Source organism: Leptolyngbya sp. CCY15150 (assembly GCF_016888135.1).
Lineage (GTDB): Bacteria > Cyanobacteriota > Cyanobacteriia > RECH01 > RECH01 > RECH01.
On sequence record NZ_JACSWB010000077.1, the window covers coordinates 1 to 12,630 of the forward strand.

General features: G+C 49.9%; 8 protein-coding genes. 5 read left to right on the top strand and 3 right to left on the bottom strand.

Annotation, left to right across the window (positions count from 1 at the left end):
- Nucleotides 1-379: 379 nt before the first annotated feature.
- The 3 genes from JUJ53_RS00430 to JUJ53_RS00440 form a co-directional block, all read right to left on the bottom strand.
- Nucleotides 380-5,107 (bottom strand): ATP-binding protein, encoded by a 4,728-nt coding sequence (locus JUJ53_RS00430; RefSeq protein WP_204150026.1) that lies wholly within the window; start codon nt 5,105-5,107, stop codon nt 380-382.
- Between the two features lie 92 nt (nt 5,108-5,199).
- Complete coding sequence (locus JUJ53_RS00435) at nt 5,200-6,642, bottom strand: hypothetical protein (RefSeq protein WP_204150027.1); 1,443 nt, start codon at nt 6,640-6,642, stop codon at nt 5,200-5,202.
- Between the two features lie 12 nt (nt 6,643-6,654).
- Entirely contained in the window at nt 6,655-7,503 is an 849-nt protein-coding gene (locus tag JUJ53_RS00440; RefSeq protein ID WP_204150028.1) for a hypothetical protein, read from the bottom strand.
- Between the two features lie 630 nt (nt 7,504-8,133).
- Here JUJ53_RS00440 and JUJ53_RS00445 point away from each other — a divergent pair.
- The 5 genes from JUJ53_RS00445 (at nt 8,134) to JUJ53_RS00465 (ending at nt 12,567) form a co-directional block, all read left to right on the top strand.
- Entirely contained in the window at nt 8,134-9,069 is a 936-nt protein-coding gene (locus JUJ53_RS00445) for a hypothetical protein (protein ID WP_204150029.1), read from the top strand.
- A 23-nt stretch (nt 9,070-9,092) separates the two neighbouring features.
- A complete protein-coding gene (locus JUJ53_RS00450; protein ID WP_204150030.1) occupies nt 9,093-9,908 on the top strand; it encodes a hypothetical protein in 816 nt (271 codons plus the stop codon).
- The gene (locus JUJ53_RS00455) at nt 9,908-11,686 is read left to right on the top strand and encodes a TraM recognition domain-containing protein (protein WP_204150031.1); all 1,779 of its coding nucleotides are present in this window, start codon (nt 9,908-9,910) and stop codon (nt 11,684-11,686) included. Before JUJ53_RS00450 ends, JUJ53_RS00455 begins: the two co-directional genes overlap by 1 nt.
- Before the next feature lie 186 nt (nt 11,687-11,872).
- Nucleotides 11,873-12,124 (top strand): hypothetical protein, encoded by a 252-nt coding sequence (locus JUJ53_RS00460; protein ID WP_204150032.1) that lies wholly within the window; start codon nt 11,873-11,875, stop codon nt 12,122-12,124.
- Nucleotides 12,125-12,270: 146 nt separating this feature from the next.
- Nucleotides 12,271-12,567, top strand: coding sequence for a hypothetical protein (locus JUJ53_RS00465; RefSeq protein WP_204150033.1), 297 nt, complete (start codon nt 12,271-12,273; stop codon nt 12,565-12,567).
- Nucleotides 12,568-12,630: the final 63 nt, after the last annotated feature.

Consider the following 12,630-nt stretch of genomic DNA (forward strand, 5'->3'; position numbering starts at 1 on the left):
CAGGCGATCGCCAATGTTGCCTCCCAAACAATGACGAAAGACATTCTACAAATGGGGCAAGAAGCGGCGGATTCCATCCTCGCTGTCTAAGCCTAGTGCTGGGCGGCAAAAATCTCCTGGCTATCGTCGTCCAAGCGTCTCGTTTGCAGCAAGCCAGATCAGTTGCCTTAGGCCTGGTATGGCTTGTGGTGGCTATATGGTCAGGTTCCAGCAGGGCATTCACCTGCTGAAACGCCAAATGTATGGTCGAGCTGGCTTGGATCTCCTCGCCAAGCGATTCATCATGGCGGTGTAGAACAAACCCAGAGGGGCGGCATTAAGCATCACCAAAAGCTGGGAAGAGCCCAAGGTAGTTGACATTTCACATTTTGATATTCCTTCATCGTTTTTCGTGAATCTGAACATCAATTGCCGAATCGTCGCTGCGAACTTCGTAGTAACGCTCTGGCTTGCGATAAACATTCACCATTTGATGGCCGGTTGAGAAGGTGTTTTCCTCAAGGTAATTTGCATTGCCCCAGATCATTTCCTCAATAGTACTGGACGCATGTTCAACGAACGCATCACCTGGCTTCTTCACAAGCCCTTCAAGCTTGGCAATTTTGTACAGATTTCTTACGCCCTCCGTTTCATCGTCCGGCATCACGATGAACAGGTAGTCCCGCGCTCGACTGATAGCCACATTCAGGATATTCTGCTTATTGAGGAACATCTGAGGGCTTGTAGAGATGGATGGTGGTGGATTAAAAACAGCAATGATGATGTCGCATTCGTCACCTTGGAAACCATGAATCGTGCCAACCTGAATCTCTACACCATTAGGCTTGGAAGCCCATGAGTCGTTTAGCCTACTCAATAGGTTTGCTTGGGCACGATAAGGGGCAATGACCCCTATGCGGAACTTATCTGCATAGCCGACCTGTATTTGTCCTGCAAGCCACCGAACAAACTCGAAAGTGAACAGTGCCGAATAGGTCTGATAGGGCGTTCCGCTCTCCAACCGTTTCGCGCGGTAGATGCTTTCGTATTTGCTGACGGGAAACTTGATGAGGTTGATCGGTTGAACATCAATGTTGTTGAGATTCAGCGGGCGCTGCGTTTCAGGCGTGCGGTGGTGCTTCAAGATGCCGTCATAGGTGAAACGGCTGAAAATTTCGCCGATGGCTGGGATACTTCGGTATTGCGTTTCCAGATTCGTCACGGAGTAGTTATGTGGCTCCGTAGCAGGCTTTGCAAAAGCTCCTGCCTTATTGAGGCCGACCAGCGTGTAGATGTTTTCGTCCTTCCATTGCTCAACTGCGACAATCGGTTCAATCTGGAAAGGGTCTCCGGCAACGATGAACTTCCCGGGCTTCTGACGATACAGCGGATAGATGATACTGGAAAGCGAAATCATCGAAGCCTCGTCAATGACAATCGCATCCCACTCCGTTTCGTACAGCTTCTTGCTACCATACTTGACCGCAAACCCATCGTAGGCGAAGCGGGCAATAGTCGTGACTGTTACGGAATGACTCAGTGTGCCGATGTCAAAGGAGCGATCTCGCCACACGCCAGCTTTCTCGATACGTTCGTCTGCTGAAGTTCCGAAGCGAACCAGCCAGTTCAGATATGAAGTATCTGTACCCATCTTCTCTATGATGCGGGTCGTCAGCACATCCGCTGCCTTGTTGGTCGGCGTCAGAACCAAAACCCTTGTTGGCTCCGTTCCCTGCATCATAGGTATCAGTATCTTCTCTGCAAGGTGAGTCGTCTTGCCCGTTCCTGGTGGGCCGAATACAAACTCGATGTCGGGTGTCAAGCTCTCCTTCATGCCGAATTTTTCGTCAAACCCCAGCTCACGCAATCGCTCCAGCAACTCTTGCAACAGAAAGGACGGGTTCTGGACTTCGATACGTGCCTCTAATACCTCGCCCAAATCAATTCCGCTCAATTCATCTGCGGATACCAGTTTGCCGAGCAATGAGAACTCTCTGGCTGTAAATGATTCGATATGAAGCTTTCCTGTGCGGCCATTGCCAAAATCGAGATCCACACGCACACCCGAAAACTCTTCGATGGATTGCGGAATAAAGCGGCTCGGCTCTTTTAGGACAATGCTTCTGGACGATTGACTATCCGACTCCACTTTGCCAAAGCGGATGGAAATAGTCTTGCCGTCTGCATTCTTTTCGCTGCTTGCCATGCACTCCAGTTCCAGCAGGGCGAGAAACCAACCATAGCTGTAACGCGGCAGCGCATTAGCTTTGTCATGCAATGCCTGTTCGTGCTCTAAGCGATCAAGCTCACTGGCATAACGATCTTTGGCGCGATCCAGCTTTTTGCCGTAGTTCACAGTTTTCGGGGTGTAGTCGTCCGCGTCTTCGTTGGCATCATTTGGCTGGGCGGATGGTGTAGGATCGCTTTCCTGATGACCCGACGATTTGACGTGCTTGACGGATGGGCGACGGTTTTCAATTTCCTGCATCAGAGTCGATCCATGTAAAATTCTATCTCTACCGCTCTTACCTCTTGAGGGTTGAACGCTCTTTTTGCGTTTTGCGTCCTCAAGCGCAACTAAGATTTCATCTTCAGATAACCCTAATTGTGCGATTTTATCTGCCAACTCGATTTTTCGTACTTCCTCCTCGCTTAAATGCGCGGTGTCGTGAGCCTCATCTTGAATTTCTAAAAATTCAATGAGCGCCTTTGCCCTCTCACTGTCTTTGTCATATTCGTCAGAGAGGGTTTGAATTGTGACAGCATCAGCAGAAACCAGTTCGCCTGTCTTATTGAGAATCCATTGTGCTGATAGCAGCCGCTGTTCTTCTGTGGATATGAAAAGCTCATCTTTACTATAGTAATAAAACCATGTATGCCGGCCACTCAATTTCTGAATGAGTCTCGGAAGCATTCGCCAGAGCAAGAGCGAACGAGCCTTGTTGATGTCAGAAATGATCTCCTCACAACCGTCTAGAATTTTATCTTCCAGATTGTGGTTGCGCCCCTCTGTCGATAGGTTTCCTTCATGCAATTCTTTCTTTGTAGGAGTCCAGTTATCATGAATTACTTTCGGCAGACTCGATACTCCTAGCTTCTCAAAAAAGACATAAAGTATTTCATAGTCTTCTTTATCAACCATTTCATGGTATTCATCTAGTCGTAAAAACTGGGTATCCGGCTTGGTTTCAAACCACTCCTCTAAATCCTGAGTTGGTAGATAAACATCTTCAGCCATACCGCGATAAACATTATCATCTCCAACCGTCACGTATAAGAGAAACTCCTTATCTTTTATCAGATCAATAAATTTTGACACCTCATTGTTTTTACACTCTTTAAAGTAGCGGAAAAACTTCTTAAAGTGCGGGGATGTATCAATTTCCTCGTCGGTGCTGTATGTCGGAAGAATCTTGTTGTAAATCTCGTCGCGGAGGCTTGGTTTTTTGATGCCAAATTTCTCGATGAACTCACGAGTGTCTTTGTCTGATAACAGATCTTTTTTGACAGTTATGTAGCCTTCAATATCGTCATCGGGAAGAAAAAGAACATGATGCCCACCATCGTCAAACGCCGGAACTGCATTGCCCTCTTGGTCGAGAAAAATAGGCTTATCCTTCACGAACCTCTGGTAAGAAGCACGCTCGGAAAGGTAGGCATAAAGTTTGTGTAGCCATTGCTGAGATTGTGCGGCGATGAAGTCAGCGGTGATTTTTTTAAGCACAACTTCAGGGTCGAGGCTTGAAACAATCAGATTTGGCTCTTTACCAGACCAGCGAGTACCTCCATCAATGTAATCCGCTAACGGTTTATTGGATCTCTGGACTTCCTCCCTGCCAAGCCCCCGAAAAACCCAGTGAGCGTTCTGTGTACCAGTTAATTGCGCCAGATGCTCGTCAGAAAACAGTTCAACCAATCCGGGGTAAAATGCCCAATAAGAACAGCTCTTTGGTGAACACTCTCCATTAGCGGCTGGCAATAGGGTATCGGTCTGGAGTTTGTGCTTGATGGCAGTAAAGAAGGGCTCGAATGAAATCCTGCGTCTGTCGTCTAGAGCGCTAAATCTCGTTTCGTCATAGGGAATGATGTTAAGGATGCCATCGTCTATCAGCTTTTCATCCCGTAGTATGGGCAAACTGTCTGCGGCAAGTTGCGCCAACTGTTGAACCAATTCTTGGTTATGCTTTTTCCCAGCCTTGATTCCTTCCCGGCTATCTGTCAGAAGAAACGGCGCGTGAAGGAGGAAATTTAGATTCGTCACCTCTTTGGTAGGAAAAAAACAGAATGCAGGACGGTCAATAGGCATGATTCTTCCGTTCTCTCCCAAGCCATACCCAATGGAGCAGGGATGTCCGCTCTCGCTGTTTCGCGTGAACATCAACAAATTCTGAGAAGTCGTTTCGCCATTTACGACCAATGTCAGCGTGATCCACTGAACCGTTATATCTCCTTGCTCAATTTCCCGCGTAACTTCCTTGGTGTATTTACCCGTGACTTTCTCTGCTTCAAAGGACACAGATTCTAGATTAGAAAGGAACAGGACAGGAAACTCTAGAGCTTTTAGTTTCTCAAGAATTTCGTCATGACTCTCTTGGGGCTGTTTTTCCTGGTGGTCAAACGGAAAGAAGAACACCGTCTCTGAGGCTTTTCGCCAATCAAGGTCGGAATCCAGCCTGTGTGGCACGATGAAGCGTTCGATCTTGAACTGAATTTTCGGGTCGTAAATGTGCGGTGTTTGCGTATATTGAAAGACCGCCTTAAACCCGACGCCGAATTTTCCGATGGAAGCCTGCGTCTTGTTTGAATTGGCGATGGAAGTAATGGCGTTAATATGCCCCAGAGTGCCGTTATGTGTATCCACTTCTTCGTTCTGTGGATTGGAAACGGTGAATCGGACAGAGCCGTTATGTGTGAAACAAAGTCCGCTTGCCCCAAGGCGGAATGTGGCAGTTGTAGCCTTGACATCATCTGCATTTTGCAGAAGCTCGTAGATGAAGTGCGCTTGATCGGAATATTTGTCCACAACACTGCGCTGGACACCACGCATGGACGGCTTCTCCAGCATTTTGGAGCTGTCAGCGCGATCCTTCGTCAACGCATCGAACCACTGTTTATCTTGTTCAGTCATTGAAGTAGCCTAATCGCGAATATCAAATGTCGATTACTTTGGGGTCTTCCAAGCTTTTGGCAAATGCTCTGAATTACAGCCAATAGAGGCAGTCAAGCCATCATAAAATCGTCAAGTTCATCTGTGTTGTGGATGATATCGGATTCTGCAACGGCAAAGGCTCTAGCTAGATCAATACTGGATTGAAGGCGGAGCGCTGCATTGCGGTTTAGATCAAAGGCTGCATCCATCAAGTTGCCCAAGTCTTCCAGCATTGCTGTAATCTTCTGCAAGACAGCTTGATAGGTGGCTTCTATTTTTTGAGTCCATTGCTCCTGATAGTCTGCAATCCAGGCTTCAAGTTTGCCCGTTTGCTCTGTCAGATAGGTCTTACCAAAATCAATCACCATGCGGCTGGCTATGGTACCCAGCACGGCTCCAAGTACAGGGATTGGAATAACGGCTTGTCCAATGGCAGAGCCTACGGCTACCATTGCTGATTCGAGGCAAGCAATTTGTCCTAGGGATAGAAATTCATCTAGGTCGATCTCTCCTTTGCGGTAGCGATCGGCGAGGCTTGCAACTGAGTAGCCTGCACTAACGACGGCTCCAGCTAAGGGCGCGGAAAGGTTGGCAAAGTTGGTTAGGGCATAAATGGAAGCACCGGAAATTCCTCCCATTGCGCCTCCTTGGGCAGCGGAGATGCCGATGTCTTGCCAGTCTTCTAGTTGGAAGTCACCGTGGAATGGATTTTTGCCGTCTCGTACTTTTTCAATGACTTTAAATGTAACTTTCAAGACTGCGCCAAATGCTGCACCCTTGATCGCAACTTGACCCATCTCGTGGAGATTCGCTTGATGCTCTAGTTCAATGCTTTGTTTCTGATCAGCGTTGCGATCGCGTATCTCATCTTCGTGCTGATCCAGCGTTTCGTGAATTTTGCCTTGCTGAACTTCGGCATAGGATGAAACGCCTGGCTTGACGACGGTTGTGAAGGGTTGACCGGTTCTTTGCTCAATAAGCTGGATATGCTCTTGAAGTTTGCGGACGGTTCGAGGGGCTAAGCCATCAACTGATTCCCCGTTGAGGACTTTTTCAATCACCGCATAGTGATCGCGGGGGATATGATAATAGGAGCCGTCGCGTCCAAAGTTTTGGTATTTACTCATGTGTTCCAACACATGATCTAGATTCTTGGTCGCACCATTGATAAATTTTGATTGAACTTCAACGCCGTCAACTAGGTAGTCAGCCGGTGCTGTCCGTCCAATACCCTCGAAGGTGGCGGTCGGCAAATTCCGCGCAATCAGATCACGGGCATTGCGAATGCCGACTTCAACTTGTTCTGCAATTTCACCATGCTTGGTTAATGGACTCCCTAAGATGTGTTCGGGTACTCCTACAAAATCGCGCACTTTGTCTATTTCCTGGAGTGCATCAATGAGGGCGTTTCCTTGGCGTCCGAGTGAGTCTTGCAGTTCTGTCCAGCGCTGATGGTTGACGGATGTAACGAATCCACCAATCACCTGAGTTGTCTGGTGATGATTTTCTTTCATGATGACAACTTCTTATGCAATTTTTTTCTTGAGAAGATACGACAGGGAGTGAACGTGATTGATGAGGGCGGCTAGCATTTCTTTTTGTTCTTGGGAGAATTGTGAATAGTCGACAGGGGCTTGTTCGTAAAGCCTTAAAAGACACGATCGCACACCATCGGCATGGCGGCGGGTCAGAATGGATAAGGCAGCGACTTCTTTGAAGGCTGATCTCAGTTTGTGAATTTCTGCTCTCAATTGCATATCAGCTTGGGTAGCTTCTTTGGCGACTTTTTCGTTCTGGCTATGGCTCCAGACGGCTCCACCGGCTATGGCTAAGCCGCCGATTGTCCAACCGATGGGCCCGGCGAGGGCAAGTAGGGCTTGTCCACCGGCCATGCCGGCTCCTCCTGCGGCGAGGGCTCCTCCTCCTAGCCACGCTAGGGCTGCGTTGGCAGCAGCGGCTCCAGATAATGCTGAAATGGCGGTTCCGGTAGAGGCAGTTCCAAAGGTGGTAGCGATCGCGATCGCGGCGGTGGGGCCCAAGGCGGCAACTCCGGCTCCGGCAGCAACGCCAGCGCCAACGGCGGAGTCTCGGATGGTTTCTTGTTGTCTGACTTCAAGTTCAATTTGACGGCTTAGGTCACGGAATTGGCGATATTCAATTTTATATTCGGCGACGGTCTTATCAAATTCTTTGGGGGAGTTGGCCAGGATATTAACGTAGTCCTCGCATTCCTGAATGCAGGTTTCGGCGGTTTTTAGTCTTTGATGAAAGAGTTCTTCTGCTTTTTCGGTGACTTGAGTAATCCAATTTTGATAGGATGCCTGAGATGCTTCGAGATTCTGAATGGCTTGTTTTTTGGCGTTGTGATTCAGCATGATTTAAATGATCCTTGATTACGGTAGCGATGATGGATCTGACCGCATAGTTTTAATGTGCCCAAATCAATGAGTCGGATTGAGGACGGGTCTACCAGTGTTCTGTTCTTGATGATTCTTTACTGTTGTTTACACAATAAACAATATTCTGAGGAAAGAATAATCGGAAGAACGGATAGCAAGGGAAATATCTTGGGTGGGTAGGGCGTATCAATGGATGGGATGCTGCTGAGGTGTACTACTGAGGATAGGTACGCGGGCGTGGATGTTTGAGGCTACCATCAACTGGGTTTTGGGACTCAATCCGGTTTGCTCTGACTCCAGTCGTATCAACAGCACCTAGTCAACGATCGCTTCTTTGACGCTGATAGGACATCAGCCAAATCGATACTTTGTGTCATCAGTTGCTTTGTACAAAGGTCTGAGGCGCATAGCGATGAGGTGCTACGGTAACTCAATGTATGGCAGTGTATTGAGTTTCGGTGATGCAAGGGGTTGACTCGTATAATGCATGATAGCTGCTGTATCACTGATTTGACCCATGCCAACCCGCCGTCCTAAATCCTCAGCGATCGCTTCTCCTTCAACTGTGCCAAAGTGGTCAGCGCGGACGGAACGTCAGGATCTAATGTGGCGTTGGTGCCAGAACCCGAGATTGATGCACCGGGAACGGTTGTACCCCAGGAAACAACGGACACGGCTGACAACTCAGATTCGGACACCGTGTCGTTTCCTGCCGATACTGTTGGCGATGATCCCGTACCGTTGCCCAACCAAGGTGGCATCACCCGTCGTGAGACCCAAACTGCATCGTCTTCGCCAGGCGCACAGGGCATTATCCAACAGCGTTCTGTTCCATCTACCCGTGAAACGTCTGCAGAAACGACGAATACGAACGCACGTCAGCAGGTGGCGATCGGCACTTCGACGGAAGGACAGGTGATTGTCCCGGTAATTTATGCGGGCGGGGAGGCGTCGGCCCAGGGGCGCTTTGCTATCGAATTAGTTGAACCGTTGACAGACATCAATGGCGATGTGGCACTCGATGCCGGGACGGTGCTCATTACTCAGATTGCTGAGGTGCTCGATGCCAACATTCTCCGGCAGCAGGTCGTGGCCATTGTCTATCGCGATGCCAACCATCAGGTGCGACAGGAAGCGATCTCGCCGGGAGTTCTACTTGTACGTGGGGAGAACAATCAACCCCTGGTCGCGGAGGTTCACCATGATGGCCATGACAGCGACCTGGGTGAGGATTTGCTGGTGGGTACCCTATCGGCACTGGGCAACATCGGCGCTGTGGTCAATGCACCGGATACGGTCAGCACGGCGGTTTCAGAAGCGGCAGGCAATGACACAACGACGAGCACTTCAACAACGGTGACCCGTGGTCAAGATGATGATGTCGTGGCCGCCGCACTTGAAGGCTTTTTCACTCCCATTAGCGAACGCGTGGCGGAACGGTTTGACCCACAACAGCAAACGACATCTTCTCCTTACTTACTAATTCCGGAAGGGGAAGAGGTCTCCATTTTTGTCAATGGATGGTTGGAGGTAGCTCAATAATGCGGACACAGTGGTTTTCCTGGATGGTGCTTAGCAGTCTGGTGTTGGGCATGACGGGCGCACAGGCGCAGGCACAGCCGTTGCCGCCGATACCCACTCCCTCAACCCAGCGGGCGATTCCCTCAACCAGTGTCGTGTCGCAGGAACGAGCAAGACAGTATGCATCCCCGGTCTGGCTCTATCTCGGTCGCAACAGTGTGATTGATTTTTCGGGGACGGATGAGGTGATCACCTATGTGCAGCTCAGCGATGTCTCCCAAGTGGTCTACAACACCAATGCGCCCATTGACAGTGGGGCAGCTCGCACCATCATTCTGCGGCTGATTCAACCGCTGCACGTTGAAGGTACGTATACCGCCACCATTCCCAATTTGGTGGTGACGACGGTGGATCTCAGTGGACAGACCCATACCTATCTCTTCGATCTCTATCACAGTCCAGATCTAGTTCCCGATGCCGATGACGCCAGCGGCATTGCCATCATGCCCGCACCTGATGTCCGAGACATTCAGTTGAGCCATCAGAACCCCACTCAACCCAATATCATCCGCACGGACGCGGGCGATGCCACGCTCAACCATCTTGAACGGGGGCTATCGGTTGCCATTGAGGCGGACTATACACCACCAGGTGATCCCATTGTTTTGGCGGTTCGAGAAGCGATCGCCTTGGCACGCAATGGCACGCCCATCCGCACGGCCGCTCGACAGCTTCACATTGACTTGGCAGTGCTGACGTCGTTAGGGGAACTGGGCATTAATGCCAATGGCGAGACGGATGACGATATCCCTGTCCTGGAGCTATTGGAGATTCAAACGGACGTTGAGGAACGCTTGTAATGCTGTTGGCAAATGTATGGACTGAGCCATGGGTCGAGGCGTGGCAGGTCATCAAGGACATTCTTGGCTCGCCTCGCGGGATGCTCCTGCTGGGGTTGATCCTTGTGATCTATCTCTTGAGTCTGTTGGCTCCGTCTAGACAACATCTCACGTCGGGTCGCTTTGCCCAACGGGGCGACAAGCTCAAGGCTAGTCGTCAAGCCTATCAACAACTCAACCGTGGTGATGCCGATGAGGTGGTGCTCTGGTGTGGCTCACCGCCAGATGCGCTACACAATGGTCTGATGGCTGGTCTGGCCACTGCCGTGACGGGGCAACCGCCCACGGTTTACGTGCCCGATGCGAATCGTAGTGCCGTAGTGATTGGCAAGGCCGGATCTGGGAAAACCTTTTCGGTCATCGACCCCATGGTGGCGTCAGCCATTGAACAAGGACATCCCATTTTGCTGTATGACTACAAGGCGGATGCCTATGGGAAGGGTGGACAAATCAGCTACTTGGCGACGCTAGCAGCTCGCCATCAGTACAATGTCCAAGTGTTTGCGCCGGGGCGTCCCTATAGCTGCATCATTAATCCGCTTGATTTTTTGCAGGACGCGAACGACAGCACCACGGCCGGTGTGCTCGCAGAGGTGTTTCATCGCAACCTCACCCGTGGCGGTGGCAAAGCGGATGCCTTTTTTGGCCCAGCGGGACAGCGGCTCATCCAAGCCCTGATTCAGTTTGCTAAGTCTACCCAATATCCCGATCTGGCCATGGCGTTTTGTGTGGTGCAGTTGCCCAATTTAGTCCAGCGGCTGTCCTATGCCGCTCAGCAAGAGCGATTACCCTATTTTGTTCAGGTGAATTTTGCTCAGTTCATCAGTACTGGTTCGAGTGAGAAAACGGCGTCTGGAATTCTAGCCACAGCCAGTGATGTGCTCACGCGATTCATGGCTCCTGACCTATTGCAATCGCTCTTGGGGACAACCAATGTCTCTGCTATCCTCGAACGCAAGGAACTATTGGCCTTTCAATCGGACATTTTTCGCCAGGATGTGATCAATCCCCTACTAGCAGCCATCATCAATGTCGTTGTCAATCTCAACTGTTCGGTGCAGCGACAGGCTCCCTTCATTTTTAGTGCGGACGAATTTCCCACCATCTACATGCCGCAGGCTCCCAATTGGCCCAACCAACATCGCTCTAAGGGCTTTACCGGCATCTTTGGCTTTCAGTCGTTCCCCCAAATTGTTGAAACCTATGGGCAAGAGCAAGCCAAGGCACTCCTCTCAGCTTGCAGCACTCGCTTCTGGTTCAATCCCGGTGATGTGCAAACCGCTCAGCGCTACAGTGATGAGCTAGGTGAAACGGAGGTCACCTTCAGAACTCACTCCTACAGCCGCAGTCGCGGCGATGACTGGGGACGTAATCGTTCCACGTCAGAGCAGGTGCGCACCAAGAAGTTGATGACGCCCGATGAAGTCATGCGGTTTGGCGTCGGTGAATGCCTTTACATCAATCCAGCCTTCAATCAATACCCCATTCACTATGAACAAGTCCCGATCCCTAAACGCGATCGCCGCCTCAAAAAGGACTGTGAAGGACTCTGGGAAACCATTCGCGACCGCATGATACGCAGAGAACATAGCCGCCGACCCAATCTCGATATGGAAGACCAAATTCGCATCCGACTTAAGGAGGCCGATCGCCTGCTCCCAATGCCGCCAGAGGAAGGGGAAGACGCACCACCACCTCAAAAGCGATCTGCTCAAACCATTAATCTGCCTGAGTTTTAGCGCTGAAAACTATCTTTGCTAAAACCGATAAAACGTTTTATCGGTTTATAGACATTCAATGGGTGCAAAATCGATAAAACGTTTTATCGATTTACGGAGATCATCTTTAGACCTCACTTCTACAATCTCAGAGATGACTGGGGACATAATTGCTCCACGTCGGAGCAGGTGCGCACCAAGAAGTTGATGACACCGGATGAAGTTATGCGATTTGGGATCGATAAAACGTTTTATCGATTTGTCGGTGAAGGCCTTTACATTAGTCCGGACTTCAAGCAGTACCTCATCCACTATGCACAAGTACCAATCCCTAAACGCGATCGCTACCTCAAAAAAGAATGTGAAGGGCTCTGGGAAACTAGTCGCGATCGCGCGATAAAACGGGAAAATAGTCGCCAAATGCTATCGTCTCAAACGATCATTCTGCCTGAGTTTTAGCACTAAACACTATTTCTACTAAAACCGATAAAACGTTTTATCGATTTACGGAGATTATCTTTAGACCTCACACCTACAGCAGCAGTCGCGGGGATGACTGGGGGCGTAATCGTTCCACATCAGAGCAGGTGCGCACCAAGAAGTTGATGACACCCGATGAAGTCATGCGGTTTGGCGTCGGTGAATGCCTTTACATCAACCCAGCCTTCAATCAGTACCCCATTCACTATGAACAAGTCCCGATCCCCAAAAGCGATCGCCTCCTCAAAAAGGAATGTGAAGGACTCTGGGAAACGATTCGCGACCGCATGATACGCAGAGAACATAGCCGCCGACCCAATCTCGATATAGAAGAACAAACTCGCCGACGACTCAAGGAGGCGGATCGCTTACTGCTGATGCCGCCAGAGAAAGGGGACAACGCGACATTACCTCAAACGTGATCGGCTCAAACCACTAATCCTGGTTGACTGACAAATCTTTTTGCTTAGGCTGGGTTGAGCAAC

What these genes read in the sequence shown, in the direction of transcription:
- JUJ53_RS00460 (WP_204150032.1), top strand. Translation starts at nt 11,873, where the DNA reads ATGACACCGGATGAAGTTATGCGATTTGGGATCGATAAAACGTTTTAT.
- JUJ53_RS00435 (WP_204150027.1), bottom strand. Translation starts at nt 6,642, where the DNA reads ATGAAAGAAAATCATCACCAGACAACTCAGGTGATTGGTGGATTCGTT.
- JUJ53_RS00465 (WP_204150033.1), top strand. Translation starts at nt 12,271, where the DNA reads ATGACACCCGATGAAGTCATGCGGTTTGGCGTCGGTGAATGCCTTTAC.
- JUJ53_RS00450 (WP_204150030.1), top strand. Translation starts at nt 9,093, where the DNA reads ATGGTGCTTAGCAGTCTGGTGTTGGGCATGACGGGCGCACAGGCGCAG.
- JUJ53_RS00430 (WP_204150026.1), bottom strand. Translation starts at nt 5,107, where the DNA reads ATGACTGAACAAGATAAACAGTGGTTCGATGCGTTGACGAAGGATCGC.
- JUJ53_RS00455 (WP_204150031.1), top strand. Translation starts at nt 9,908, where the DNA reads ATGCTGTTGGCAAATGTATGGACTGAGCCATGGGTCGAGGCGTGGCAG.
- JUJ53_RS00440 (WP_204150028.1), bottom strand. Translation starts at nt 7,503, where the DNA reads ATGCTGAATCACAACGCCAAAAAACAAGCCATTCAGAATCTCGAAGCA.